Here is a 25507-nt window from a genome sequence, read left to right on the forward strand (position 1 = left end):
AATGCTCGTTTGGATGAAAACACGTGAGCCCGATTCTACGCCGCGCACGGCTCAATCAAGGCGCTCGGCGAAGCGCGACGTGATCGGGTAGCGCCAGTCGCGGCCGAACGCGCGATGCGTGACGCGGATGCCGATCGGCGCCTGGCGCCGCTTGTATTCGTTGATCTTGATGAGCCGCGTGACGCGCTGCACGTCCGCCTCGGCATAGCCCGCCGCGACGATCTCGGCGAGCGGGCGGTCTTCCTCCATGTACATCCGCATGATCGCGTCGAGCACGTCGTACGGCGGCAGGCTGTCCTGGTCGGTCTGGTTCTCGCGCAGCTCCGCGGACGGCGCGCGCGTCAGGATCCGCTCCGGAATGATGTCGCGCGTCGCGTATTCGGCCGCCGCGTTGCGGTAATGGCAGAGCCGGTAGACGAGCGTCTTCGCGATGTCCTTGATCACCGCGAAGCCGCCCGCCATGTCGCCGTACAGCGTGCAGTAGCCGACCGCCATCTCGCTCTTGTTGCCGGTCGTCAGCACGATCGAGCCGAACTTGTTCGACAGCGCCATCAGCAGCGTGCCACGGATGCGCGCCTGGATGTTCTCCTCGGTCGCGTCCTCCGCGCGGCCCGCGAATTCGCCGGCGAGCGACGCGCGGAACGCATCGAACATCGGCGCGATCGCGATCTCGTCGTAGCGCACGCCGACGCGCCGCGCCATGTCGGCCGCGTCCGTCGTCGAGATGTCGGCGGTGTAGCGCGACGGCATCATCACCGCGCGCACGCGCTCCGGCCCGAGCGCGTCGCACGCGATCGCGAGCACCAGCGCGGAATCGACGCCGCCCGACAGGCCGATGATCGCGCCCGGGAAGCCGTTCTTGCCGATGTAGTCGCGCACGCCCAGCACGAGCGCGCGGTACACCTGCGCCTCCAGCGACAGTTCCGGCGCGATCGCGCCGGGCAGCGGCCGCGCGCCGTCGAATTCGACGATCGCATGCCCTTCGTCGAACTGCGCCATCTTCGCGACCAGCTCGCCCGCCGCGTCGAGCACGAACGAGCCGCCGTCGAACACGAGCTCGTCCTGCGCGCCGACGAGGTTCACGTACACCATCGGCAGCCCGGTCTCGCGGATCCGCGCGCGCAGGATGTCCATGCGCACCGCTTCCTTGTTCATGTGATACGGGGAGCCGTTCGGGATCAGCAGCACCTGCGCGCCGGCCGCCTTCGCGATCTGCGCGGCCGACGCGTGCCACGCGTCCTCGCAGATGATCACGCCGCACTTCACGCCGTTCAGGTCGAACACGAGCGGCTCGGCGTCGGTCGCGAAGTAGCGCTTCTCGTCGAACACCTCGGCGTTCGGCAGGTCCTGCTTGCGGTAGGTGCCGACGATCTCGCCGCCGACGATCAGCGACGCCGCGTTGTAGGTGTCCGACGGCGGCACGCCGCGCTCGATCGGGCGGTTTGCATTACCATCGACGCCTGACGGGCCCGCGCCGTCGCCGGAAGCCCGCAGCGGATGGCCGACCAGCACCGCGAGCCCGTCGAACGCCTTCAGCTCGGCCGCGAGCGTGTCGAGCGCGGCCGCCGACGCCGCGTAGAACGCGGGCCGCAGCAGCAGGTCTTCCGGCGGATAGCCGGACAGCGCGAGCTCGGGCGCGATCATCAGCTGCGCACCATCGTTGTGCGCGGCGCGCGCGGCCGCGACGATCCGCGCGACATTGCCGGCGAAATCGCCGACGGTGACGTTGATTTGAGCGAGAGCGATACGGGTCTTCATGACGGGATCGGCGCTGCCCGGCGGCGCGCCATGAACGGCTGATGAAATTGCTCCGGACGCGTGCCGCGACAGGCGGCGCGGGTCCGGCGACATCCAACGGTACGGACTCACACGGTTGAAACACGAACGCATCGATTATCGCACGGGCATCCTGACGTCCCCGGCCGAGGTGTCGGCCGACGAATGGAACGCGCTCGTCCGACGTGACGCGCGCCCGACGCCGTTCCTGCGCCACGAATTCCTCGACGCGCTGCATGCCGCGCGCTGCGCAGTGGACGCTACCGGCTGGTCGCCGCGCTTCGTCACGCTGACCGACGAGCGCACGGGCCGGCTCGCGGCCGCCGCGCCCGTCTACCTGAAGACCCATTCGTACGGCGAATACGTGTTCGACTGGGCGTGGGCGGACGCCTACCAGCGCAATGGCGTGCCGTACTACCCGAAGCTGCTGTGCGCGGTGCCGTTCACGCCCGTGCAGGGCACGCGCGTGCTCGCGGCCGACGACGACGCGCGCCGCCGCCTCGCGGCCACGCTGCTCGCGCTCGCCGAGCAGAGCGACGTGTCGTCGCTGCACGTGCTGTTCCCGACCGAAGCCGAAGCGCAGCTGTTCGACTCGATGGGGATGATGCTGCGCCAGGGCGTGCAGTTCCACTGGGTCAACGAAGGCTATCGCCACTTCGACGATTTCCTCGGCACGCTCGAGCAGAAGAAGCGCAAGAACATCCGCGCCGAGCGGCGCAAGGTGCACGACGCGGGCGTGACGTTCCGGCGGCTGACGGGCGACGCGATCCGCGACGCCGACTGGCGCTTCTTCTCGCGCTGCTACCGGCAGACCTATCGCGACCACTATTCGAGCCCGTACCTGAACCTCGAGTTCTTCCGCACGATCGGCCAGACGATGCCGGAGAACCTGCTGCTCGTGATCGCCGAAGCCGACGGCAAGCCGATCGCGAGCGCGCTCGCGGTCTACCAGCGTGACGCGGGCGGCGGCGGCACGCTGTACGGCCGCTACTGGGGCGCGGTCGAGCACGTGCCGTGCCTGCATTTCGAAACCGCGTACTACCAGCTGCTCGAGTTCTGCATCGAGGCCGGGCTCGATACGTTCGAAGGCGGCGCGCAGGGCGAGCACAAGCTCGCGCGCGGCTTCCTGCCGACCGTCACGCATTCCGCGCACTGGCTCGCGCATCCGGCGTTCTCGGACGCGGTGTCGCGCTTTCTCGAACGCGAGACGAACCACATCCACGCGTACGTCGACGAATTGCACGACCACAACCCGTTCAAGCGCGGCGCGGACTAGCGCGCAGCGCGCGCGTTTTCTGAGACACTGGCGGCCTCGCCGAATTTCGCCACATTCCGCCGCCTTGTCATGTCCTGGTTCCTGTATCTGATCGAATGCGCCGACGGCAGCGTCTACACCGGCATCACGACCGACGTCGCGGCGCGCTTCGACGAGCACGCGGCCGGCAAGGGCGCACGCTATACGCGCTCGCGCAAGCCGCGCGCGGTGCTCGCGTCGTTCCCGCTCGCCGACCGGTCGAGCGCGTCGCGCGCGGAATACTGGGTCAAGCAGCTGACGGCCGCGCAGAAGCGCGAGCTGGCGGCGGGCACGAGGACGCTCGAATCGGTGTTGCCGGCAGTCGCGGCGATCGCGGACGACGATGGCAGCGAACAGGCCGCGCCGGCCCGCGCATCACGCAAGCGCGCGTCGAAGGGCGACGCGACGGCAGCGTACGCCGCTACCACGGTCGACACGGCCGACCCGAACCTCGCCGCGCCGAAACGTGGCCGCGCCGCGGCCAAGCAGGCGCCGACTTGCACGGGCCCGGCCGCGAAGACGACGCCGAAGGCACGCACGCGCCCGGCCGCGAAGGCCCAGCCCGCGGGCCGCCGTACGCCCGCGCCCGCATCCGCGCCGAAGAAAACCGCCCGCGCAAAACAAAACCGCGCGGCCTCGTAACGAGGCTCGCGCGGTTTCTTCGCATCGAGCGGACCGGCCGTCGCGGCCGGCGCGCCGCTTACTTCTTGTAGTTCGCGGCGCCGTCGGTGATTTCCTTGTGCGCGGCGTCGATGCCGGCCCAGCCCTCGACCTTCACCCACTTGCCCTTCTCGAGCGCCTTGTACTGCTCGAAGAAGTGCTTGATCTGGTCCTTCAGGTACTCGGGCACGTCGTCGATCGACTTCAGGTTCGCCGTCATCGGGCAGACCTTGTCGTGCGGGACCGCGACCAGCTTCGCGTCGACGCCCGACTCGTCGGTCATCTGCAGCATGCCGAGCACGCGCGAACGCACGATCGAGCCGGCCAGCAGCGGGAACGGCGTGATCACCAGCACGTCGACCGGATCGCCGTCACCCGACAGCGTCTGCGGGATGTAGCCGTAGTTCACCGGGTAGCGCATGCCCGTACCGATGAAGCGGTCGACGACGAGGAGGCCGAGCTCCTTGTCCGCTTCGTACTTCACCGGGTCGCTTTGCGCCGGAATCTCGATGATGACGTTGAAATCTTGCGGCAGGTCCTTGCCGGCCGGAACATGGTTGAAGCTCATGAGCGTTCTCTGTTGGTCGAAGGGAATTCGGGACAGGGCACGCCGCGGTCGAGGCACGCGCCGCCGGCATGTCCGGAAAGAATGCGCCATTATAGCCAATCGACCGGTGGCGTCCGGATGACGAACAGCGCGATAATCGCGCTGACCGTCCGGCCATCGAACAAGACGACGCATTGCATGGGACCAGGGCAAGCGCCGAAGCGCTACCCCTGATCAACAGGAGCAAGCATGGAAGAGGCAAAGCACTTCATCGCGGGCGAATGGACGTTGCCCGCGCAGCTGGAAACGATCCCGGTCATCGATCCGTCCGACGGTCAGCCGTTCGCGGCAATCGCGCGCGGCTCCGCCGCCGACATCGAGCGCGCGGTCGCCGCGGCCCGCGACGCTTTCGCGGGCGCGTGGGGCGCCGCGAGCGCCGCCGAGCGCGGCCGCGTGCTGCAACGGCTGTCGGCGCTCGTCACGGCCCATCTCGAGGAACTCGCCACGCTCGAGGCGCGCGACACCGGCAAGCCGTTCAGGCAGGCGCGCGCCGACGCGGCCGCGCTCGCGCGCTACTTCGAGTTCTACGCGGGCGCCGCCGACAAGCTGCACGGCGAGACTCTCCCCTACCAGGCCGGCTACCTGGTGCTCACCATGCGCGAGCCGCATGGCGTCACCGGCCACATCGTGCCGTGGAACTATCCGATGCAGATCTTCGGGCGCAGCGTCGGCGCGGCGCTCGCGGCCGGCAACGCGTGCGTCGTCAAGCCGGCCGAGGACGCGTGCCTGTCGGTGCTGCGCGTCGCCGAGCTGGCCGCCGAAGCCGGGCTGCCGGCCGGCGCGCTGAACGTCGTCACCGGCTACGGCCACGAGGCCGGCGCGGCGCTCGCCCGGCATCCAGGCATCGACCACATCTCGTTTACCGGCTCGCCCGCGACCGGCAAGCTCGTCGCGCAGCTGGCCGCGGAAAATCACGTGCCCGTCACGCTCGAACTCGGCGGCAAGTCGCCGCAGATCGTGTTCGCGGACGCCGATCTCGACGCGGCGCTGCCGGTGCTCGTCAACGCGATCGTGCAGAACGGCGGCCAGACCTGCTCGGCGGGCAGCCGCGTGCTGATCGAGCGCGCGGTCTACGAGCCGCTCATCGACCGGCTCGCGACCGCGTTCAACGGCCTGAGGGTCGGCCCGAGCCGCGCGGATCTCGACTGCGGCCCGCTGATCAACGCGAAGCAGCAGCAGCGCGTGTGGGATTTCCTGTCCGACGCGCAGCACGACGGCATTCCGATGGCCGCGCACGGCCAGGTGGTGCCGGACGCGCCCGAAACCGGCTTCTACCAGGCGCCCGCGCTGCTGCGCGACGTGCCGTCCACGCACCGGCTCGCGCAGGAGGAAGTGTTCGGCCCGGTGCTCGCCGCGATGCGCTTTGCCGACGAGGACGAAGCGGTCGCGCTCGCGAACGGCACGCCGTACGGCCTCGTCGCGGGCGTCTGGACGCGTGACGGCGCGCGCCAGCTGCGCCTCGCGCGGCGCATCCGCGCGGGCCAGGTGTTTGTCAACAACTACGGCGCGGGCGGCGGCGTCGAGCTGCCGTTCGGCGGCGTCGGCCATTCGGGCCACGGCCGCGAGAAGGGTTTCGAGGCGCTGTACGGCTTTACCGTGCTGAAGACGATCGCGATCCGGCACGGCTGAAGGTTCGGCGGCATGGCAGCACACGATGGCATACGACAAACAAGGAGACACACCATGCGGTTGAGCGGCAAGACAGCGATCGTCACGGGCGGCGGCTCGGGATTCGGCGAAGGCATCGCGAAGACGTACGCGCGCGAAGGCGCGAACGTCGTCGTCAACGACCTGAACGGCGCGGCGGCCGAGCGTGTCGCGAGCGAGATCGCGCTCGCGGGCGGCAAGGCGATCGCGCTCGCGGGCGACGTGTCGCGCCGCGACGACTGGCAGGCGCTGCTCGCCGCCGCGCTCGACGACTTCCACGCGGTGCAGATCGTCGTCAACAACGCCGGCACCACGCACCGCAACAAGCCGGTGCTCGACGTGACCGAAGCGGAGTTCGACCGCGTCTACGCGGTCAACATGAAGAGCCTCTACTGGTGCGTGCAGACCTTCGTGCCGTATTTCCGCGAGCAAGGCGGCGGCGTGTTCGTGAACGTCGCGTCGACGGCCGGCGTGCGGCCGCGCCCCGGCCTCGTCTGGTACAACAGCACGAAGGGCGCGATGATCACCGCGAGCAAGTCGCTCGCCGCCGAGCTCGGCGCGGACCGCATCCGCGTGAACTGCATCAACCCGGTGCTCGGCGAGACCGGCCTGATGACCGAATTCATGGGCTGCGAGGACACCCCGGAAAACCGCCGGCGCTTTCTCGCGACGATCCCGCTCGGCCGCTTCTCGACGCCGCAGGACATCGCGAACGCTGCGCTCTATCTCGCGTCGGACGAAGCCGAATTCATCACCGGCGTCTGCCTCGAGGTGGACGGCGGACGCTGCATCTAGCCGTCAGGCGGCGCAGCGGGCCATCCCCGCCCCAACCCCACCGGCCGGCATCGCACCGGCGACTGATTTCATCGAACCAGAACAAGCGCGGCCAACCGCGACAAAGGACAAGGAGACAACATGGCGACATCGACGCATTCGCTGCCGGGCTCGTCCGGCGCGTTCGAGGAAGCGACCTACCGCAAGGTGTCGTGGCGGCTCACGCCGCTCCTGCTGCTGTGCTACGTGGTCGCGTACCTCGACCGCGTCAACGTCGGCTTCGCGAAGCTGCAGATGGCGAGCGACCTGAACCTCAGCGACACCGTCTACGGCTTCGGCGCCGGGATCTTCTTCTTCGGCTATTTCCTGTTCGAAGTGCCGAGCAACCTCATCCTGCACAAGGTCGGCGCGCGCCTGTGGATCGCACGCATCATGGCGACGTGGGGCGTGATCTCGATCCTGACGATGTTCGTCACGACGCCCACGATGTTCTACGTGATGCGCTTCCTGCTCGGCGTCGCCGAGGCGGGCTTCTTCCCCGGCGTGATCCTCTACCTGACCTACTGGTATCCCGCGCACCGGCGCGGCCGGATGACGACGTTCTTCATGACGGCAGTCGCGCTGTCCGGCGTGGTCGGCGGCCCGATCTCGGGCTTCATCCTGAAGACGTTCGACGGGCTGAGCGGCTGGCACGGCTGGCAATGGCTGTTCCTGCTCGAAGGCACGCCGTCGGTGCTGGCCGGCGTGCTGGTGTTCTTCGCGCTGGACGACCGGATCGCGAAGGCGACCTGGCTGACCGACGAGGAAAAGGCGCTGCTCGCGCGCAATATCGACGCCGAGGAAGCAACCAAGGAAGACCCGTCGCTCGGCGCCGTGATGTCGAGCCCGCGCGTGTGGCTGATGGCGCTCATCTACTTCTCGTTCGTGATGGGGCTCTACGGCGTCGGCTTCTGGCTGCCGACGATCATCAAGGCGACCGGCGTCACCGACACGTTCGCGATCGGCCTGCTGTCGGCGGTCCCGTACGCAGCCGCGGTGGTCGCGATGATCCTGATCGCGCGCAGCGCGGACAAGCGCCGCGAGCGGCGCTGGCACCTCGCGATTCCCGCCGCGCTCGGCGCGCTCGGGCTCGTGCTGTCGGTGCTCTGGGCGCACGATACCGCGCTCGCGATGCTCGGCCTCACGCTCGCGACGATGGGCATCCTGACCACGCTGCCGCTGTTCTGGAGCCTGCCGACCGCGTTCCTCGGCGGCACGGCGGCCGCGGCGGGCATCGCGATGATCAACTCGATCGGCAACCTCGCGGGCTTCCTGAGCCCTTACCTGATGGGCTGGCTCAAGCAGGCGACGGGCGCGAACGACTCGGGCATGTACATGCTCGCCGGGTTCCTCGTGCTCGGCGGCCTGCTCGCGCTGTCGGTGCCGAAGCGGCTGGTCGACAAGTGACGCGCGGCCATGAAAAAACCCCGAACGCCTGCCGGTGTTCGGGGTTTTTCGTGCGCGCGGCGCGCCGCCGCGTCAGACCACGGTGATCGCGAGCGCGCTTTCGCGGTAGTGCTTCGCCGCCTTGTCGGTTTCGCCGAGATGCTCGAACAGGCGCGCGAGCGCACGGTGCGTGCGCACCCTGAGCGCCTCGTTGTCGGCAAGCTTGAGCGCCGACTCGAGGAACGACTGCGCCTTGCCCCACAGCTGCTGCTGCTGGCAGAGGCGGCCGAGCGCGAACAGCAGGTCCGCGTCGTCCGGGTGATCCTTCTTCCACCCTTCCGCCTTCTGGATCAGCGGCAGCGCATCCGCGCCGGCGGTGTCCGGGTAGCGGCGCAGCAGGCGTGCATCCCAGTTGTGCGCGAGCGCGTCCTCGACGATGCGGCGCGCTTCCGGCCGGCGTTCGAGCGACACGAGCAGGTCGGCCGCGAGATCGGCGAGACGCGGCGACTGCCGCTCCGTTGCCGACAGCGACTGCCACACCTCGAGCAGCGCGTCCGGATCGTGACGGCGCTCGCGCAGCAGGTTCTCGGCCGCCTGCTGGCGCAGCCGCACCGCCGCGGCCGGATGCAGCGCCTCGCGCTTCTCCAGCGCCTTCGCGAGCTTCAGCACCTCGGCCCAGTTCTTCAGCTGCTGCTGCGCGCGCAGCGCGACCTGCTGCGCATGGATGCGCTTGCCGCCCGCCTGCATCTCGGACAGCGCGGCGAGCGCACCGTCGGCGTCGCGCGCGTCGGCGCGCATGTCGGCCGCGGCGAGCAGGCGCGCGTCCTGCCACTCCGGCGCGCCGACCTTCGACAGCCAGTCGTCGCGACGCGCGTATTCATGCATCCGGTGCGCGGCGGTGGCCGCGACGAGGCTCGCCGCGCCCTGGTTCGCGTCGATCGACAGCGCGTCGCGCGCGGCCTTCTCGGCGCGCGAGAAACGGCCCGCGTACAGGTTCGCGATCGCGTCGCGCAGCGATGCCTGTGCCTTCTCGTTGCGCGCGCGGGCGCGATACGCGGCGACCCGCTGCGGCATGCGCCAGATGTTGCGCACGATGCGCATCAGCGCGTAGACGACGATGAACAGCACGACGATGCCGACCACGAACAGGTTCAGGGACAGGTCGACTCGGTACGGCGGATAGACGAGCAGCACCTGGCCGGTATCGAAGCGGCCGACGGTGGCGAGTGCCGCGGCGATCGCGAACAGGATCGCGAGCCAAACGATTCCTCGAAGCGTCATCGTTACCCCCGGCTCTTGAACTGCTGAACGGCGTTCAGGCTCGTGTTCAGGTTCGGCACCGCGACCGTCAGCGACGCGCCGTCGACCTGCTTGAGCAGATCCTCGACGGTCTGCGTGTCCTTCGCCGCCTGGTCGAAGTATTTCGCGAGCGAGCCCTGCGCCGCGTGCAGGTCGGCCTTCATCGCGGCGTCGTTGCGCGCGAGCAGCGACAGCCGGGCGGTCAGCAGCCGCAGCTTCACGTTCTCGCGCACGAAGTAGCCCTGGTCGGGCGACGCGAGCATCGCGTCCGCGTTGTCGATCCGGCGCACCTGCACGAGACCCTTCAGCTGCTCGCCGATGCCGGCCGAGAAGCCCTGCCACCAGACCTTCCAGCGCGGCTCGCCGGTCGCGGCGGCCGTTTTCGCGACGTCGGCCGCCGTATTCGCCTTCGGCGCCGCATGCGGCACGATCGCCTCGCCGGCGAGCGGCAGCGCGTCGATCTTCGCGATCGCGTCGTCGAGCTTGATCGCGAGGCCGGTGAGATCCGCGGACGGCGCAGCCTTCAGCTTCTCGATGTCCTGCGCGAGCGCCTTGCGCACCGTGACGGCCTGCGCGCTCTGCGAGCTCGCGAGGCGCGCGTCGGCGTTCTGCAGCGCGATCAGCGCGAGCTGCGTGTTGCCCGTCAGCTGCAGTTGCTGGCTCGCGCTCGACAGCATCTGGTCGACTTCCTCGAACATCCACGCGTCGCGGTTGCGCGCGAGATCCTGGTATTGCTGCTGCAGCGCCTGCTGCGCGTTCTGCGCATCGGCGAGCTTGCCGTCGAGCTGCGCAAGCTGCGTATCGACCTGGTGCGCGCTCGCGAGCGCCTGCTCGGTCTTCGTGCGCGTCTCGGCGGCCTGCGCATCGAGCGTCTTCTGGCGCGCCGCCAGCGTGGCGTCGAGCCGGTCGACCTTGCGGTTCAGCGCATAGCCGCCGACGCCCGCCGCGCAGCCGAGCACGACCACGACGAGCCACAGGAACGCGCTGCCGCTGCGGCGCGCGGGCGGCTCGGGCGACAGGTAAGGCGGACTGGACGGCGCGGCGGATGCAGCGGCCGGCTGGGAAGCGACGCTTTTGGAATCGTTGGTATCTGTCATGCGTTTAGTCACCGGTGCGGCTGTCGCCGGTTGGACGGCCTCGTCGGCCATCGATCGAAACGCGCGGACGATGCGCTCATCGCCCGCGCCGGTCAGCGTAATCCTATCAAAACCCAATGCGCGCGCGGTCTGCTCGATCCGCGGGTGCGGCGTCACGAGCGGCGCATGCTTCAGCGCGTCGATCTCCGCTTCGGTGAGATGCGCCTGCGCAAGCTCGTACAGGTTGCGCACGCCTTCCGAGCTCGTGACGAGCCACGCGTGCGGCTCGCCGCCGAGCAGCGCATGCACGCGCTCCCACGCGCCGATGCGCGGCTCCGGCACGACGCGCCGGTACGCAGCGACGAGCTGCACGTCCGCGCCGGCGTCGCGCAGCCGTTCGGCGAGCCATTCGCGGCCGCCGTCGCCGCGCACGATCAGCACGCGCCGGCCGGCGAGCGCGGCCGCGCCGCCGAACGCCGCTTCGATGCACGCGAACAGGCTTTCGGAATCGTAATGCGGCGCGCTGCCGTCGGCCGGCGCCTGCGGCGCGATCACCCGGTGCGCGGGCGCGGCGATGCCGTGACGCTCGAGCGCGGCGACGCTACCCGGACCGACGACGCCGACCGGCAGCGCATTCGGCCAGATCGCGCCGAACTGCGCGAGCGCGCGGTCGATCGCGTTCGGCGACACGAAGATCACGAGCGCGTAGTCGGCCAGCGCCGCGAACGCGGCGGCAAGCGGCGCCGGATCGTCGAGCGGCGCGATGTCGATCAGCGGGAAATCGAGGACGTCGCAACCGGCTTGCGCCAGTTGCGACGCGAGCCCGGCGGACTGGCCGTCCGGGCGCGTCAGCACGGCGGTGAACGTGCGTGCGCCGCCCGCCATCAGGCGTCGCCCTTGCCGGCCTGCGAGCCGGCGAGCAACGAGTGGACGATGTCGAGCGCGCCCTGCGCCTCGAGCTCGTCGGCGACCGCGCGGCCGAGCGCGAGCGCGTCGGCCGTGGTCATCACCGACGCGCATTCCTCGGACGTCAGCACGCGCTTGCCGTCGGTCGTCGACACGCGGCCCGTCAGGTACAGCTCGCCCGCGCGCCACACCGCATGCGCGGCGAGCGGCACCTCGCAGCTGCCGCCGAGCGCGCGCGACACCATCCGCTCGGCCTCGACCGCCAGCGCGGTCGCGTGGTCGTGCAGCGGCGCGAGCCACGCGGCGACGTCCGCCCGGTGCGACGCGATCTCGATGCCGAGCGCGCCCTGACCCGCCGCGGGCGGGCTGTCGTCGACGCTGATCAGCGCGCGGATCCGCGCGTCGAGGCCGAGGCGCTTGAGCCCGGCCGCCGCGAGGATGATCGCCGCGTAGTCGCCGCGGTCGAGCTTCGACAGGCGCGTGTCGAGGTTGCCGCGCAGCGGCTGCACCTGCAGGTGCGGGTAGCGCGCGCGCAGCATCGCCTCGCGGCGCAGGCTCGACGTGCCGACGACGGCACCGGCCGGCAGCGCGTCGAGCGACGCGTAGTCGTTCGACACGAACGCGTCGCGCGGGTCTTCGCGGTTCAGGATCGCCGCGAGCGCGAAGCCGTCGGGCAGCGCCATCGGCACGTCCTTCAGCGAATGCACGGCGAGGTCGGCGCGGCCGTCCGCGAGCGCGTTTTCGAGTTCCTTGACGAACAGACCCTTGCCGCCGACCTTCGACAGCGTCCGGTCGAGGATTTGATCGCCGCGGGTCGTCATCCCGAGGATTTTCACGTCACAAGCTGGATATAATTTGCGCAGCGCATCACGCACATGTTCGGCTTGCCACATCGCCAGGCGGCTTTCGCGCGAAGCAATCGTCAACGTCGCGGGCGGCTGTGCCGAAAGAGTCTCGGAATTCATTGCAGGAACATCGAAGGACGGGATTGAAGATCGAATAATAGTAGCACGCACGCCCACGCCCGCCCGGGCGCGGAGCCGGCCCGCCGCTGCCTGGCGCGGGCCGCGGCGCGGATGCGCGGAAGTGCCGCAGTAGTCGCAGTCGCTGGATCGCAGTTCCCTTTCACTCGAGCTTTCCCAAGGAAACCCATCGTGAAGTCTTCCGGATCGGCGCGCGCGACGCGCCGCAATGCTGCCTTGCCCTCCTCCGACGCCCAGACGGGCTCCGCCGCCGCCGCGAACGGTCGTGCGAAATCGGCAACCCAGCCGGCAACGAAACCGAAAGACCCGATACGACAGACGAAACGCGCGGCCAAGCCCGCCGCGAACGGCGCGGCCGCCGTCGCCGCGAAGCCGGGCGCCCGCACCCGCGAGGACAAGGACCGCCCGCTGTTCGAGGACATCCGCTTCCTCGGCCGCCTGCTCGGCGACGTCGTGCGCGAACAGGAAGGCGACGCGGTGTTCGACGTCGTCGAGACAATCCGCCAGACTGCGGTGAAATTCCGCCGCGAGGACGACAGCGAGGCCGCGCAGACGCTCGAGAAGAAACTGCGCAAGCTGACGCCCGAGCAGACGGTGAGCGTCGTACGCGCGTTCAGCTATTTCTCGCACCTCGCGAACATCGCCGAGGACCGCCACCACAACCGCCGCCGCCGCATCCACGCGCTCGCCGGCTCCGCGCCGCAGCCCGGCACCTTCGCGTTCGCGCTCGACCAGCTGAAGCAGGCGGGCGGCGCGTCGAAGGGCGTGCTGCAGCGCTTCTTCGACGACGCGCTGATCGTGCCCGTGCTCACCGCGCACCCGACCGAGGTGCAGCGCAAGAGCATCCTCGACGCGCAGCACGACATCGCGCGCCTCCTCGCCGAGCGCGACCAGGAGCTGACCGCGCGCGAGCGCCAGCACAACGAGGCGATGCTGCGCGCGCGCGTGACCGCGCTGTGGCAGACCCGGATGCTGCGCGACGCGCGCCTGACCGTCGGCGACGAGATCGAGAACGCGCTGTCGTACTACCGCGCGACGTTCCTCGACGAGCTGCCCGCGCTGTACGGCGACATCGAGGCCGCGCTCGCCGAGCACGGCCTGCCCGCCCGCGTGCCGGCGTTCTTCCAGATGGGCAGCTGGATCGGCGGCGACCGCGACGGCAACCCGAACGTGACCGCCACGACGCTCGACGAGGCGATCAACCGCCAGTCCGCGGTGATCCTCGAGCACTACCTGGAACAGGTGCACAAGCTCGGCGCCGAGCTGTCGGTGTCGAACCTGCTGGTCGGCGCGAACGATGCGGTGAAGGCGCTCGCCGCCGCGTCGCCGGACCAGTCGCCGCACCGCGTCGACGAGCCGTACCGCCGCGCGCTGATCGGCATCTACACGCGGCTCGCGGCGAGCGCCCGCGTGCGCCTCGGCGAAGGCACGGTGCCGGTGCGCAGCGCCGGGCGTGGAGCTGCGCCCGTGCGCGCGACGCCGTATGCCGATTCCGAGGAATTCGTGCACGACCTGAAGGTGCTGATGGAATCGCTCGACGAGCATCACGGCGCGTCGCTCGCCGCGCCGCGCCTCGCGCCGCTCGCGCGCGCGGCCGAGGTGTTCGGCTTCCATCTCGCGAGCATCGACCTGCGGCAGAGCTCCGACATCCACGAGGCGGTCGTCGCCGAGCTGTTCGCGCGCGCGGGCGTCGTGGCCGACTACGCGGCACTGTCCGAGGACGACAAGCTCGCCGCGCTGCTCGCCGCGCTCGCCGATCCCCGCCCGCTGCGCTTGCCGTACTTCGAATACTCGGCGCTCGCGCAAAGCGAGCTCGGCGTGTTCGAGAAGGCGCGCGCGGTGCGCGCGCAGTTCGGCCCGCGCGCGGTGCGCAACTACATCATTTCGCATACCGAGACGGTCAGCGACCTCGTCGAGGTGCTGCTGCTGCAGAAGGAAACCGGCCTGCTCGACGGCGCGCTCGGTGCTACCGGCGAAGGTGCGAAGCACGGCGGCGCGAAGAACGGCCTGATGGTGATCCCGCTGTTCGAGACGATCCCCGACCTGCGCGACGCGTCGCGGATCATGCGCGAGTACTTCGCGCTGCCGGGCGTCGACGCGCTGGTCGCGCACCAGGGCGGCGAGCAGGAAGTGATGCTCGGCTACTCGGACAGCAACAAGGACGGCGGCTTCCTCACGTCGAACTGGGAGCTGTACCGCGCGGAGCTCGCGCTCGTCGACCTGTTCCACGAGCGCGGCATCACGCTGCGCCTGTTCCACGGCCGCGGCGGCACGGTCGGCCGCGGCGGCGGCCCGACCTACCAGGCGATCCTGTCGCAGCCGCCCGGCACCGTGAACGGCCAGATCCGCCTGACCGAACAGGGCGAGGTGATCGCCAGCAAGTTCGCGAACCCGGAAATCGGCCGCCGCAACCTGGAAACGGTCGTCGCCGCGACGCTCGAGGCGTCGCTGCTGCCGCAGTCGAACGCGCCCGCGCAGCTGCCCGCGTTCGAGACGGCCATGCAGGCGCTGTCCGACACCGCGATGGCCGCGTACCGCGCGCTCGTCTACGAGACGCCCGGCTTCACCGACTACTTCTTCTCGTCGACGCCGATCTCCGAGATCGCCGAGCTGAACATCGGCAGCCGTCCCGCGTCGCGCAAGCTGCAGGACCCGAAGCATCGCCGGATCGAGGATCTGCGCGCGATTCCGTGGGGCTTCTCGTGGGGCCAGTGCCGGCTGCTGCTGACCGGCTGGTACGGCTTCGGCAGCGCGGTCGCCGCGTATCTCGACGGCGCCAGGGACGACGCCGAGCGCGGCAAGCGCCTCGCGCTGCTGAAGAAGATGAACAAGACCTGGCCGTTCTTCGCGAACCTGCTGTCGAACATGGACATGGTGCTCGCGAAGACCGATCTCGCGGTCGCGTCGCGCTACGCGCAGCTCGTCGCCGACAAGAAGCTGCGCAAGCACGTGTTCGAGCGGATCGTCGCCGAGTGGGAGCGCACGTCGCAGGCGCTGGCCGAGATCACCGGCCAGGACACGCGGCTCGCGACGAACCCGCTGCTCGCGCGTTCGATCAAGAACCGCTTCCCGTATCTCGATCCGCTGAACCACCTGCAGGTCGAGCTGATCAAGCGGCACCGCGCGGGCGACACCAACGCGCGGCTGCGGCGCGGCATTCATCTGACCATCAACGGGATCGCGGCGGGCCTGCGCAACACGGGCTGATCCGCCGCGCGTGCGACGCACGCGCCGCGCAGCCCATGCATTGGCCGCGACGCGCCTGGCCGGGCGTCGCGGCCTTTTTGTTTCAGCGCGCGTCGATCAGCAGCGCATCGTGCTCGAACGAGCCGTCCGGCTGCACCGCGTAATGGCTGCGCACCTCGTCGGGCGCATGCGCCCACAGCGCACGGATCCCGGTCACGCTGTCGGCCGGCGTGCGCATCCGCGCGACCCACGAATCGAACTCGATCGGCAGGCGCCAGCGGCTCGCCACCTGCGCGTCGAAGCCCGCGTCGCGGAACATCGCGAGCCATTCGTCGGCCCGGTAGTTGCGCACGTGCGACGCGTCGCGCAGCACCTCCAGCGCCTGCAGATAGGTGTCGAGCAGCGGATGGTCGGGGCCGGCGATGTCGATCATCAGCACGCGGCCGCCCGGCTTCAGCACCCGGCGCGCCTCGGCGAGCGCAGCGGGCACGTCGTGCCAGTGGTGCGCGCTCATCCGGCTCACGACCCAGTCGAACGTCGCCGCGTCGAACGGCAGCCGCTCCGCCGGCCCGTGGCAGGTGCGGAGGTTCGCGAAGCCGCGCTCGCGCGCCGCCGCGTCGACGGTCGCGAGCATCTGCGGCGCGAGGTCGTAGGCGACGACTTCGCGCACGTGCGGCGCGACCGCGAAGCTCGCGTGGCCCGCGCCGCAGCCCAGGTCGAGCACCGTGCCGTCCGGCGTCGCCCGCACCGCGTCGGCGAGCGCCTGCAAGTCGGCGCCGGTCGCATGGACCGTGCTCGTCAGATAGGCGGCGGCAGTCGCGCCGAACGCGTCGGCAACCTGGTCGTGATGTTTCATCGCACTCTTCTCCTTGGTGGGGACTGTCCGCGCCGATGCGGGCAGACGCGTGAGCCGCTACAATAGGCCCGCCCATGTACCAGTACAAGTTAAGCAGTTATTCTGGTATTCGATCCACCCGCCTGACGATTTCGCATGAGCCATCCGCCCGCCGCCCCCACCCCGCCGCTCGACGCGACGCCCGCCCACGCGCTCGGCGATTTCATCCGCGCGCACCGCGAGCGCCTGTCGCCGCAGGCGGTCGGCCTGCCGCCCGGCCCGCGCCGCCGCACGCCGGGGCTGCGGCGCGAGGAAGTCGCGCAGCTGTGCGGCGTCAGCCCGACCTGGTACACGTGGATCGAACAGGGCCGCCCGGTGTCCGCGTCGGCCGACGCGCTCGCGCGGATCGCGGTCGCACTGCAGCTGTCGCGGGCCGAGCGCGCGTACCTGTTCGAACTGGCCGCGCAGCGCGACCCGGCCGAGCCGGACGTCGCCGCCGGCGACCTGCCGCCGACGCTTGCCGCGACCGTCGCCGCGATCGCGACGCCCGCGTACGTGCTCGACCGCCAGTGGAACGCGCTCGCGTGGAACCCGCCCGCCGCCGCGCTGTTCACCGGCTGGCTCGACGGCGACCATGACCGCAACCTGCTGCGCTTCGTGTTCATGGCGCCGGCCGCGCGCACGCTGATCGTCGACTGGGAGACCCGCGCGCGCCGGCTCGCCGCCGAATTCCGCGCCGACTCGATCCGCCACCTGAACGACGTGCCGACCCGCGCGCTGATCGACGCGTTGACGGCCGGCAGCGACGCGTTCGCGCAGTACTGGGCGTCGCAGGACGTGTTCGAGCGCGAAGGCGGCCAGCGCGAATTCGACCACCCGGCCGACGGGCGGCTCGTCTACCAGCAGATCACGCTGAAGCCCGCGCATCGCGAAGACCTGAAGCTCGTCGTGCTGGTGCGCGAGTGACGGCGAATCAGAAGCTGATCGTCGCGGTGATCGTGTCGCTGTAGCTGCCCGGCGCGGGCGTGGTCTGCGCGGGCACGCGCCCGTAGACCGTGATCGACTGCGCGACCCCGCTGCCGGTGCCCGTCGCCATCGACGTGCCGCCGGTGCCGTCGCCCCACGGCGTCGTATGGCCGGCGTCCTGGTAGAGCTGGTAGCCGACCGCGCCCCCGCCGCCCGAGCGCTGCATCGTGCGCGCGGCGACGTTGGCGCTGCCGCCGCCGTTCAGCGCGATCTGGTACGCATCGCCGTTCGTGCACTGCGCACTGATCGAGCCGGTCGCCGTCAGCGGCGACGCCAGCACGCCCGCTACGGGAAATGCAACATTCGTCGCACTGATGAAGCAATTGTTCACGACGGTCGCGTTCGCGGCATACGAGAACGTTCCGGCCGACGCTTGGGACGTGCATGGCGTCAGCTGGATGCCGAGCAGCGCGAAGTTGTAGCTGTACGACGCCTGGTTCCCGGCGAACGTCTGCGCGTAGACCGTGCTGCTGTTGTTGACGCTCGGCACCGTCGGCTGGTTCGGCGCGATGCGGCCGTAGACGGTCAGGTTCGCGTTCGCGGTCGTGCCGACCCCCGGCCTCGTCAGCGTGACCGACAGCGGCGTCGTGCCGCTGGCGACCGCGCCCCAGGACTGCGTATAGCCCGCATCCTGGTACAGGTCGTACTGCATCTGGTTCGCCCCGTTGGTCAGCGCGCGCGGGGTCCCGGTGAGGTTCAGGCAGACGAGCGCGGTCGTATTGAGGCTGACCGTATCCCACGTGCACGTCACGCTCACCGTGCTGGTCGTCGTGTACGCGGCCTGGGTGATCGGGCTGACCGAGCCGAAGCTCGTCGTCGGCGCGCTCACCGTGCAGCTGTCCGCGCGCGCGGACAGCCACGGCGCGCCCAGCGCCGCGGCCAGCAGCCAGCACGCCACCCAGCGCAGGCACCGGCGCGCCCGCCCGCTCCGTTCGTCCGTCATGGTTTTCCCTGTCAAAAGGACCTCCGGCACGACTGCCCGCCGCAGCCGCCGCGGGCCCGTCTGTCACGCCGGTGGTTGACCCGGATCAATCCGCCGGCCCGCGTTATGTCCGAATAATGCAAGCCGAGACCGCATTTCTACCATTGCGCACAACCAAATGCGTAGAGTAGTCTAGTTCTGTCAGACGAATGTGCGGTTCCGTCGAATCGGCGGCGCATCACGCGGGTCGGGCACCGCGAGCCGGGCGACACTTCTTGAACGGCTGGAGACAATCACAATGAATGCCACCACACGTCGCGGACTGTCGGCTGCCTTCGCAGCCACCCTCGCCATCACGCCGGCATGGCGCCCCGTCGCCGCTGCCACCTACTCGAACGGCACCGCCACCGCGCAATTCAACGTCACGCTGACGATCCAGGCAAACTGCTCGGTGTCCGCGAACCCGCTGGCATTCGGCACCAGCGGCGTGCTGACGTCGGCGATCAACCAGCAGACCACGCTCTCCATCACCTGCTCGAACTCGACGCCGTACAACGTCGGGCTCGATGCGGGCGGCGTCTCGGGCTCGACGGTCTCCGCGCGGCTGATGGCCGGCACGGCCAGCGGCAACACGAGCACGACGCTCGGCTTCCAGCTCTACCAGGACTCCGGCCATACGACGATCTGGGGGAATACGCAAGGCACCGACACCGTCGGCGGCACCGGCAACGGGTCCGCCCAGACGGTGAACGTATACGGCCAGGTGCAGACCCAAACCACGCCGAAGCCGGACACCTATCAGGCAGCCGTCACCGCGACCGTCTATTTCTGACGCGCCGTGGCGATCCGCCCCCGTCTCTTCGCCGCGCTGTGCGCCGCGTTCAGCGCAGCCGCGTCGGCGGCGACCCTGCAGATTTCGCCGGTGACGCTCGAACTCGCGCCGTCGGCGGCGGCGGCCGGCGTCACGCTCAGCAACTCCGGCGCGCAGCCGATCTACGGCCAGGTCCGCACGTTCCGCTGGACGCAGGAGAACGGCGACGACGTGCTGACGCCGACCGATTCGCTCGCCGCGTCGCCGCCGCTGCTGCAGATCGGCGCGAACGCCGAGCAATTGATCCGCCTCGTGCGCACGACGCTCGCGGCGCCGGCCGCCGAGGAAAGCTATCGGGTGCTGATCGACGAACTGCCCGCGCCCGGCACGCCGGTGGCGAACGGTGTCACGCTGCGCCTGCGCTACTCGGTTCCCGTGTTCGTCGAACCCGACAGGACGCCCGCGCCGCCAAAGCTCGACTGGCGCGTCGAAGCCGACCCGCGGGGCTGGCAGCTGTCGGTCGCGAATCTCGGCGGCCGGCGCGCGCAGATCTCCGCGGTGCGGCTCGTCGATGCGCAAGGCAATGCGCACGAGGTCACGCACGGACTGCTCGGCTACGCGCTGGCCGGCAGCGTGCGGCGCTGGCCGCTCGGGCTCGATGCCCGCAAGGCGCCGTTCGTGAAGGTCCGGGCGACCGTCAACACGCAACCGGTCGAGGCGCGGCTGACGCCGCCTTGAACCGGACGCCAGCCGCCCTCCCTTCACGTTGCGCGCGCCGACGACGCGATTCGCCGACCGACCGACGCCCTGCGGGCGACATGCGCTGCTGGCCGTCGCGATATCGGCCGGCGTCGCGCTCGGGCCGCACGCCGCCTGCGCGGCACCGGCGCCCGTGCCGCCGCCCGCCGCTCCGGCACCCGGCGCGCTGTACCTCGACGTGTCGATCAACGGCGAACCGACGCACCGGATCGCGCGCTTCCAGCTGGTCGACGGACGCCTGTTCGCGGCCTCGGCCGACCTGAACGACCTCGGCATCGCGGCCGGCGACCGCACGCATGCGCCGTCGAACGCGCTGGTCGCGCTCGACACCCTCGAAGGCGTGCGCTACGACTACGACCCCGGCCGCCAGACGATCGACCTGCGGGTGCCCGACGCGCTGCGCATTCCGCACACGTTCGACACGCGCGCGCTCGCCGCCACGCCGCCGGCCACGTCCGGGCGCGGCATCGTGCTGAACTACGATGCGTACGCGCAGACCGCCGCGCACGCGCCGCTCGCGATCTGGAGCGAAGCGCGCTACTTCGACCCGGCGGGCGTGTTCAGCAACACCGGCATCGCGTACCTGTATCGCGACCGGCAGCGCTACGTGCGCTACGACACGTCCTGGACGATGTCGAACCCGCGCGCGCTCGCGACGACGCAGATCGGCGACACCATCTCGTCGTCGCTGTCGTGGACCCGTTCGCTGCGTCTCGGCGGCGTGCAGTGGCGCAGCAACTTCGGGCTGCGCCCCGACCTCGTGACCTTCCCGGTGCCGGCGCTGTCCGGCAGCGCGGTCGTGCCGTCGGCGGTCGACCTGTACGTGAACAACGTGCGCCAGTTCAGCGGCGCCGTCCCGAGCGGTCCGTTCGTGATCAACAGCGTCCCGGGCATCACCGGCGCCGGCAACGCGACCGTGATCACGCGCGACGCGCTCGGCCGCACGATCACCACGTCGATCCCGCTCTACGTCGACACGCGCCTGCTCGCGCCCGGCCTCGCGAGCTATTCGGCGGAAGCGGGCTTCCTGCGCCGCGCGTATGGCCTCGACACGTTCGACTATGCGCGCACGCCGGCCGCGAGCGGATCGCTGCGCTACGGGATCAACGACCGGCTGACCGCCGAAGCGCACGCCGAAGCGACGAGCGGCGTCTACAACGCCGGCGCGGGCGTGCTCGCGCGCGTCGGCGACGCGGGCGTCGCGAACGCGTCGCTGGCCGTAAGCGCGGGCCGCTTCTCCGGCGCGCAGGCAGGCCTCGGCTACCAGTACGTGACGCCGCGCTTCTCGGTCGACGCGCAGACGCTGCGCGCATTCCACGGCTACGGCGACCTCGGCTCCCGGGAGGGCGTGCCGGTGGCGACCGCGAGCGACCGCGTCACGGTGTCGTTGCCGTTCCTCCACGCGCAGACGCTGTCGTTCAGCTATCTCGGCCTCAAGTACCCGGGCGCCCCCGCGTCGCGAATCGGTTCGGCTGCGTGGTCGGTGAACTTCGGGTGGCGCGCGTCGATGACCGTCAGCGCCTTCCAGGACTTCCGGCAGCACGACGCGCGCGGCTTCTTCATCAGCCTGAGCATCGGCCTCGGCGACAACACGTCGATCGCCGCCAGCGCCGGCCGCCAGAACGGCAAGTCGACCTACGCGGTCAACGCGTCGCGCGCGCCAGACTACGACGGCGGCTTCGGCTGGAACGTGCAGGCCGGCGGGAACGGCGGGATGCGCTATGGCCAGGGGCAACTGCAGTATCTCGGCCGCTCGGGCCAGGTCACGCTGCTCGGGCAGTCGTTCGGCGGCGAGCGCAACGCGGCGGTCGACGTCGCCGGCGCGCTCGTGCTGATGAACGGCCGGCTGATGACGGCGCGCCGCATCGACGACGGCTTCGCGCTCGTGTCGACCGACGCGGGACGCGTGCCGGTGGTGCACCAGAACCGGCTGATCGGCGAGACCGATCGCGCCGGCTATCTGCTGGTGCCCGACCTCAACGCGTACCAGAACAACCGCGTCGGCATCGACGGCACGACGCTGCCGGCCGATGCGCGCATCGCGGACACGTCGCTCGACGTCGTGCCGCAGGCCCGCTCCGGCGTGCTCGCGCGGTTTACGGTCACGCGCTATAGCGCCGCGTCGATCGCGCTGCGCACGCCCGACGGCGCGCCGCTGCCGCCCGGCCTCGAAGTCGTCCACGTCGAAAGCGGGCAGCGCACGATCGTCGGCTACGACGGCCTCACCTTCGTCGACGGCCTCGTGGCCGACAATCATCTGGAGATTGCCGGCAACGGACGCCGCTGCAGCGTCGAATTCGCGTACCGGCGCCCGGACGACGGCACGCTGCCGCGCATCGGCCCGCTGACCTGCGCGCTGCGCTGACGCCCGCCCGGTCGCGCGGCGGCGAATGCTAAAATCTCCCGATTCCCTCGCGGCGCACGCCGCCCAACACCCTTCGAAGATTCGCCATGACGTCCCAACTGCACAAAAAGGGCGAGGCCTGGTCGGCCCGCTTCTCGGAACCGATGTCCGAGCTGGTCAAGCGCTACACGTCGTCGGTGTTTTTCGACAAGCGCCTCGCGCTCGTCGACATCGCCGGCTCGCTCGCGCACGCGAAGATGCTCGCGGCGCAGAAGATCATCAGCGCCGACGACCTGGCGGCGATCGAACGCGGGATGGCGCAGATCCAGGGCGAGATCGAGCGCGGCGAATTCGATTGGCAGCTCGACCTCGAGGACGTCCACCTGAACATCGAGGCGCGCCTGACCGCGCTGATCGGCGACGCCGGCAAGCGTCTGCACACGGGCCGCTCGCGCAACGACCAGGTCGCGACCGACATCCGCCTGTGGCTGCGCGGCGAGATCGACCGCATCGGCGGCCTGCTCGGCGACCTGCGCGGCGCGCTGATCGACCTCGCGGAACAGAACGCCGACACGATCATGCCCGGCTTCACGCACCTGCAGGTCGCGCAGCCGGTCACGTTCGGCCACCACCTGCTCGCGTACGTCGAGATGTTCTCGCGCGACGCCGAGCGCATGCGCGACTGCCGTACCCGCGTGAACCGCCTGCCGCTCGGCGCGGCCGCGCTCGCCGGCACGAGCTACCCGATCGACCGTCACGCGGTCGCGAAGACGCTCGGCTTCGACGGCATCTGCGCGAACTCGCTCGACGCGGTGTCGGATCGCGACTTCGCGATCGAATTCACCGCCGCCGCCGCGCTCGTGATGACGCACGTGTCGCGCTTCTCCGAAGAGCTCGTGCTGTGGATGAGCCCGCGCGTCGGCTTCATCGACATCGCCGACCGCTTCTGCACCGGCAGCTCGATCATGCCGCAGAAGAAGAACCCGGACGTGCCCGAACTCGCGCGCGGCAAGACCGGCCGCGTGAACGGCCACCTGATGGCGCTGCTCACGCTGATGAAGGGCCAGCCGCTCGCGTACAACAAGGACAACCAGGAAGACAAGGAACCGCTGTTCGACACGGTCGACACCGTCGCCGACACGCTGCGGATCTTCGCCGAGATGGTCGCGGGCATCACCGTGAAGCCGGACGCGATGCGCGCGGCGGCGCTGCAGGGCTTCTCGACCGCGACCGACCTCGCCGACTACCTCGTGAAGCGCGGCCTGCCGTTCCGCGACGCGCACGAGGCGGTCGCGCACGCGGTGCGGATCTGCGACGATCGCGGCATCGACCTCGCCGACCTGACGCTCGACGAGATGAAGCAGGAGCTGCCGAACGTCGCGCACCTGATCGGCGACGACGTGTTCGGCTACCTGACGCTCGAAGGCTCGGTCGCGAGCCGCAACCACCCGGGCGGCACCGCGCCGGACCAGGTGCGCGCCGCCGTGAAGGCCGCGCGCGCGGCGCTCGGCAAGTAAGCTTCGCTACGAACGGACGCCCCTGCGGCGTCCGTTTTTCGTTGATGCGGGCCGCGGCACCTTGCGTGCATCGCCCGCCTTCTCCCCCGACTCCCGGACCTCCGCAATGACGTTTTCCGCCGCGATCTTCGACATGGACGGCCTGCTCATCGATTCCGAGCGGACGATCATGAACACGTGGATCGACGTCGCCCGCGCGCACGGCGTCGGGCTGTCCGTCGCCGACTACCTGCAGATCGTCGGCCGCTCGTTCGCGGAAGGCCAGACGATCCTCGCGGGTATCATCGGCGACGCCGGCACGTTCGACGCGGTGCGTACGCGCGTGCGCGAACGCCTCGCCGCGCCGGAGCCCCATCCGAAATTCCCGCTGAAGCCCGGCGCGCACGCGCTGCTGAGTGCGCTCGCGCAGGCCGGCATCCCGTGCGCGGTCGCGTCGTCGTCCGCGCGCGACGTGATCCGCGCGCGGCTCGACGCGGTCGGCGCGCTGCCGTTCTTCCACGCGCTCGCGGGCGGCGACGAAGTCGCGCGCGGCAAGCCCGACCCGGCCGTCTACCGGCTCGCCGCCGAACGGCTCGGCGTGCCGGCCCATGCGTGCATCGCGTTCGAGGACAGCGATTTCGGCGCGCAGGCCGCGGCCGGCTCGGGCGCGTCGGTCGTCACCGTGCCGGACCTGAAGGCGCCCACGCCCGAGATCGTCACGCTGAGCCTGCACGTGCTCGCGTCGCTCGACGACGCGCTTGCGCTCGTGCCGGCGTGGTTCGGGCCGCACGACGCGCAGCGCGCGTAGGCAACGAAGCGCCCCCAATGCAAACGGGCACCTTCCGGTGCCCGTCGTTCCCTGGCGCACTGCGTCGCATGGCCGTCAGTTGTTGCCGGCCGTCTCCGACAGGCGCTTCATCGTCGCGATGCGCGCGCCGATCAGGTCGATCCGCCCGTCCTCGCCGACGAGCGGCGCGGTCGCGTCGCGGTATGCGACCCACGCGCGCTGCGCATGCACGAGCGTCGCAGCCGAATGCGCGGGCATCTTGTGCCGCAGCTTCTGGTAATAGCGGTTCAGGTCGAACAGCGCGTGCTCGCACGCGGCGTCCTGCTCGCACGGCCGGATGCGGCGCGACGGATCGCGCGCGTCATTCTTCGGCGTGTTCGCCGGGCCGGCGGCCGCCGCGTTCGACGCGCCATTGTCCGCCGCCTTCGGCGTCGCCCCGCCCGGCCCGCCGGCCGGCGCCGCATAACGATCGGCCGCCGCCCGCAGCGCGAGCGCGCGGTCGCGCACCGGCTGCAGCTGCGTGTCGGCGCTCGCCATCGTGTACATCGTGCCGCGCGTCGTGTCGTAGACGGCCTTCAGCAGCAGTGCTTCGTCCTTGCGCCACGTGAGCCAGCGCCGCTGGCTCTCCTGCCAGCCGCGCTTCGCGTCGTCGGGCGCATCGTTCAGCAGGCGCTTGTACGCGGCGTCCATCACCGTCTGCCACTGCTGCTGCGCTTCGCCCATGCACTGGATCTGCCCGGCCGTCGACGAGCGATCGCGCTGCGCGAGGCACTGCCGCATCGCGACGTCGACCGGATCGGCCGCGGCGACTTCCGCGTGCGCCCCGTCCAACCCCGCCGACCAGGCCGCCCAGGCGACGAGCGCGGCCGCGGCCGCGCGCATCGTCCCGAATCG

At 70.4% G+C, this 25507-nt stretch carries 20 protein-coding genes; 12 read left to right on the forward strand and 8 right to left on the reverse strand.

The window, feature by feature from the left end; translation table 11 throughout:
- Positions 1-51: 51 nt before the first annotated feature.
- Positions 52-1758, reverse strand: coding sequence for an NAD+ synthase (locus tag B7P44_RS13340; RefSeq protein ID WP_084906662.1), 1707 nt, complete (start codon positions 1756-1758; stop codon positions 52-54).
- Positions 1759-1873: 115 nt separating this feature from the next.
- Between B7P44_RS13340 and B7P44_RS13345 the strand changes: the two genes are divergently transcribed.
- Together B7P44_RS13345 and B7P44_RS13350 are read left to right on the forward strand one after the other, a co-directional pair.
- Positions 1874-3052 carry a GNAT family N-acetyltransferase gene (locus B7P44_RS13345; protein WP_084904885.1) on the forward strand — a complete coding sequence of 393 codons (1179 nt, stop codon included), beginning with the start codon at positions 1874-1876 and terminating at the stop codon, positions 3050-3052.
- Positions 3053-3121: 69 nt separating this feature from the next.
- Positions 3122-3712, forward strand: coding sequence for a GIY-YIG nuclease family protein (locus B7P44_RS13350; RefSeq protein ID WP_084904888.1), 591 nt, complete (start codon positions 3122-3124; stop codon positions 3710-3712).
- A 58-nt stretch (positions 3713-3770) separates the two neighbouring features.
- On the opposite strand, the gene ppa is transcribed toward B7P44_RS13350, so the two are convergent.
- Positions 3771-4298, reverse strand: a complete 528-nt coding sequence (gene ppa / locus B7P44_RS13355; RefSeq protein ID WP_017333852.1) for an inorganic diphosphatase — start codon at positions 4296-4298, stop codon at positions 3771-3773.
- A gap of 228 nt (positions 4299-4526) precedes the next feature.
- Here ppa and B7P44_RS13360 point away from each other — a divergent pair, with 228 nt between their 5' ends.
- The 3 genes from B7P44_RS13360 (at position 4527) to B7P44_RS13370 (ending at position 8204) form a co-directional block, all read left to right on the forward strand.
- Positions 4527-5966, forward strand: coding sequence for an aldehyde dehydrogenase family protein (locus B7P44_RS13360; RefSeq protein ID WP_084904891.1), 1440 nt, complete (start codon positions 4527-4529; stop codon positions 5964-5966).
- A gap of 54 nt (positions 5967-6020) precedes the next feature.
- Positions 6021-6779 carry an SDR family oxidoreductase gene (locus B7P44_RS13365; protein ID WP_084904893.1) on the forward strand — a complete coding sequence of 253 codons (759 nt, stop codon included), beginning with the start codon at positions 6021-6023 and terminating at the stop codon, positions 6777-6779.
- Between the two features lie 120 nt (positions 6780-6899).
- Complete coding sequence (locus B7P44_RS13370; RefSeq protein ID WP_084904896.1) at positions 6900-8204, forward strand: MFS transporter; 1305 nt, start codon at positions 6900-6902, stop codon at positions 8202-8204.
- A 72-nt stretch (positions 8205-8276) separates the two neighbouring features.
- Here B7P44_RS13370 and B7P44_RS13375 read toward each other — a convergent pair whose 3' ends face one another.
- From B7P44_RS13375 to hemC, 3 genes are read right to left on the reverse strand one after another with little or no spacing between them, the layout of a single operon-like run.
- Positions 8277-9464, reverse strand: coding sequence for a heme biosynthesis protein HemY (locus B7P44_RS13375; protein ID WP_084904899.1), 1188 nt, complete (start codon positions 9462-9464; stop codon positions 8277-8279).
- A 2-nt stretch (positions 9465-9466) separates the two neighbouring features.
- Entirely contained in the window at positions 9467-11443 is a 1977-nt protein-coding gene (gene hemDX / locus B7P44_RS13380; RefSeq protein WP_084904902.1) for a fused uroporphyrinogen-III synthase HemD/membrane protein HemX, read from the reverse strand.
- Entirely contained in the window at positions 11443-12429 is a 987-nt protein-coding gene (hemC, locus tag B7P44_RS13385; protein WP_084904905.1) for a hydroxymethylbilane synthase, read from the reverse strand. Before hemC ends, hemDX begins: the two co-directional genes overlap by 1 nt.
- Before the next feature lie 189 nt (positions 12430-12618).
- Here hemC and ppc point away from each other — a divergent pair, with 189 nt between their 5' ends.
- Positions 12619-15654 (forward strand): phosphoenolpyruvate carboxylase, encoded by a 3036-nt coding sequence (gene ppc, locus B7P44_RS13395; RefSeq protein WP_084904907.1) that lies wholly within the window; start codon positions 12619-12621, stop codon positions 15652-15654.
- 82 nt (positions 15655-15736) lie between these two features.
- Here ppc and B7P44_RS13400 read toward each other — a convergent pair whose 3' ends face one another.
- A complete protein-coding gene (locus B7P44_RS13400) occupies positions 15737-16489 on the reverse strand; it encodes a class I SAM-dependent methyltransferase (RefSeq protein ID WP_084904910.1) in 753 nt (250 codons plus the stop codon).
- A gap of 135 nt (positions 16490-16624) precedes the next feature.
- On the opposite strand from B7P44_RS13400, the gene B7P44_RS13405 reads away from it, so the two are divergent.
- Positions 16625-17434 carry a helix-turn-helix transcriptional regulator gene (locus B7P44_RS13405; RefSeq protein WP_084904911.1) on the forward strand — a complete coding sequence of 270 codons (810 nt, stop codon included), beginning with the start codon at positions 16625-16627 and terminating at the stop codon, positions 17432-17434.
- Positions 17435-17441: 7 nt separating this feature from the next.
- Here the strand turns inward: B7P44_RS13405 and B7P44_RS13410 are convergent, their stop codons facing one another.
- The gene (locus tag B7P44_RS13410; protein WP_084904914.1) at positions 17442-18437 is read right to left on the reverse strand and encodes a Csu type fimbrial protein; all 996 of its coding nucleotides are present in this window, start codon (positions 18435-18437) and stop codon (positions 17442-17444) included.
- Positions 18438-18714: 277 nt separating this feature from the next.
- Here B7P44_RS13410 and B7P44_RS13415 point away from each other — a divergent pair, with 277 nt between their 5' ends.
- The 5 genes from B7P44_RS13415 to B7P44_RS13435 all read left to right on the forward strand — a co-directional run bounded on the left by B7P44_RS13415 (position 18715) and on the right by B7P44_RS13435 (position 24634).
- Complete coding sequence (locus B7P44_RS13415) at positions 18715-19248, forward strand: Csu type fimbrial protein (RefSeq protein WP_084904917.1); 534 nt, start codon at positions 18715-18717, stop codon at positions 19246-19248.
- A 6-nt stretch (positions 19249-19254) separates the two neighbouring features.
- The gene (locus B7P44_RS13420) at positions 19255-19965 is read left to right on the forward strand and encodes a fimbrial biogenesis chaperone (RefSeq protein WP_084904919.1); all 711 of its coding nucleotides are present in this window, start codon (positions 19255-19257) and stop codon (positions 19963-19965) included.
- 85 nt (positions 19966-20050) lie between these two features.
- Positions 20051-22351 (forward strand): fimbria/pilus outer membrane usher protein, encoded by a 2301-nt coding sequence (locus tag B7P44_RS13425; protein WP_231716686.1) that lies wholly within the window; start codon positions 20051-20053, stop codon positions 22349-22351.
- Between the two features lie 86 nt (positions 22352-22437).
- Positions 22438-23847 carry an argininosuccinate lyase gene (gene argH, locus B7P44_RS13430; RefSeq protein ID WP_084904924.1) on the forward strand — a complete coding sequence of 470 codons (1410 nt, stop codon included), beginning with the start codon at positions 22438-22440 and terminating at the stop codon, positions 23845-23847.
- Between the two features lie 106 nt (positions 23848-23953).
- On the forward strand, positions 23954-24634 hold the full coding sequence (locus B7P44_RS13435; protein WP_084904926.1) for an HAD family hydrolase: 681 nt from the start codon (positions 23954-23956) through the stop codon (positions 24632-24634).
- 75 nt (positions 24635-24709) lie between these two features.
- Here B7P44_RS13435 and B7P44_RS13440 read toward each other — a convergent pair whose 3' ends face one another.
- Positions 24710-25495: a lysozyme inhibitor LprI family protein gene (locus B7P44_RS13440; RefSeq protein WP_193834326.1), complete on the reverse strand. Its 786-nt coding sequence runs from the start codon at positions 25493-25495 to the stop codon at positions 24710-24712.
- Positions 25496-25507 lie beyond the last annotated feature (12 nt).

This window comes from Burkholderia ubonensis subsp. mesacidophila (assembly GCF_002097715.1).
GTDB classification, from domain to species: Bacteria; Pseudomonadota; Gammaproteobacteria; order Burkholderiales; family Burkholderiaceae; genus Burkholderia; species Burkholderia mesacidophila.

Bases quoted from the DNA above. Each gene is read 5' to 3' on its own strand.
- B7P44_RS13340 (WP_084906662.1), bottom strand. From the start codon at position 1,758: ATGAAGACCCGTATCGCTCTCGCTCAAATCAACGTCACCGTCGGCGAT.
- B7P44_RS13350 (WP_084904888.1), top strand. From the start codon at position 3,122: ATGTCCTGGTTCCTGTATCTGATCGAATGCGCCGACGGCAGCGTCTAC.
- ppa (WP_017333852.1), bottom strand. From the start codon at position 4,298: ATGAGCTTCAACCATGTTCCGGCCGGCAAGGACCTGCCGCAAGATTTC.
- B7P44_RS13360 (WP_084904891.1), top strand. From the start codon at position 4,527: ATGGAAGAGGCAAAGCACTTCATCGCGGGCGAATGGACGTTGCCCGCG.
- B7P44_RS13365 (WP_084904893.1), top strand. From the start codon at position 6,021: ATGCGGTTGAGCGGCAAGACAGCGATCGTCACGGGCGGCGGCTCGGGA.
- B7P44_RS13370 (WP_084904896.1), top strand. From the start codon at position 6,900: ATGGCGACATCGACGCATTCGCTGCCGGGCTCGTCCGGCGCGTTCGAG.
- B7P44_RS13375 (WP_084904899.1), bottom strand. From the start codon at position 9,464: ATGACGCTTCGAGGAATCGTTTGGCTCGCGATCCTGTTCGCGATCGCC.
- hemDX (WP_084904902.1), bottom strand. From the start codon at position 11,443: ATGGCGGGCGGCGCACGCACGTTCACCGCCGTGCTGACGCGCCCGGAC.
- hemC (WP_084904905.1), bottom strand. From the start codon at position 12,429: ATGAATTCCGAGACTCTTTCGGCACAGCCGCCCGCGACGTTGACGATT.
- B7P44_RS13400 (WP_084904910.1), bottom strand. From the start codon at position 16,489: ATGAAACATCACGACCAGGTTGCCGACGCGTTCGGCGCGACTGCCGCC.
- B7P44_RS13405 (WP_084904911.1), top strand. From the start codon at position 16,625: ATGAGCCATCCGCCCGCCGCCCCCACCCCGCCGCTCGACGCGACGCCC.
- B7P44_RS13410 (WP_084904914.1), bottom strand. From the start codon at position 18,437: ATGACGGACGAACGGAGCGGGCGGGCGCGCCGGTGCCTGCGCTGGGTG.
- B7P44_RS13415 (WP_084904917.1), top strand. From the start codon at position 18,715: ATGAATGCCACCACACGTCGCGGACTGTCGGCTGCCTTCGCAGCCACC.
- argH (WP_084904924.1), top strand. From the start codon at position 22,438: ATGACGTCCCAACTGCACAAAAAGGGCGAGGCCTGGTCGGCCCGCTTC.
- B7P44_RS13435 (WP_084904926.1), top strand. From the start codon at position 23,954: ATGACGTTTTCCGCCGCGATCTTCGACATGGACGGCCTGCTCATCGAT.
- B7P44_RS13440 (WP_193834326.1), bottom strand. From the start codon at position 25,495: ATGCGCGCGGCCGCGGCCGCGCTCGTCGCCTGGGCGGCCTGGTCGGCG.